This window comes from Komagataeibacter intermedius TF2 (assembly GCF_000964425.1).
Lineage (GTDB): Bacteria > Pseudomonadota > Alphaproteobacteria > Acetobacterales > Acetobacteraceae > Komagataeibacter > Komagataeibacter intermedius.
Genome location: NZ_BANF01000529.1, coordinates 1 through 434, shown reverse-complemented (window position 1 = coordinate 434; position 434 = coordinate 1). Strand labels below are relative to the sequence as shown.

The 434-nt window shown below is 67.3% G+C and carries 1 protein-coding gene; it reads left to right on the top strand.

Annotation, left to right across the window (positions count from 1 at the left end; translation table 11 throughout):
* Positions 1 to 434, top strand: a 434-nt coding sequence (locus tag B7449_RS18300; protein ID WP_048884033.1) for an IS91 family transposase, incomplete at both ends; no start/stop codon positions are given.

Sequence of the window (434 nt, the reverse complement as noted above, 5' to 3'; positions counted from 1 at the left end):
CGGCATCTGGGTGCCCGCATCGGCATCACCGCCGTGCTGCACAGCTGGGGGTCGGCGCTGACCCACCATCCCCATGTGCACATGATCGTGCCGGGTGGCGGTCTCTCGCCCGATGGCCAGCGCTGGATCTCGTCGCGCCCGGCCTTCCTCCTGCCCGTTCGCGTGCTGGGCAAGCTGTTCCGCCGCCTGTTCCTGACCCGGCTGCGCGCACTTTTCGATGCCGACCGGCTGGTCTTCCGGGGCCATCTTGCCCCTCTGGCAGAGCGTCGTGCCTTTCTGCGGTATCTGGCTCCTGTGCGCAGCAGGCGCTGGGTCGTCTACGCCAAACCGCCTTTTGCCGGTCCCAAAGCGGTGCTGGCCTACCTGTCGCGCTATACCCACCGCGTCGCTATCTCGAACCGCCGCCTCCTGGCGTTCAACGAAAACGGTGTGAC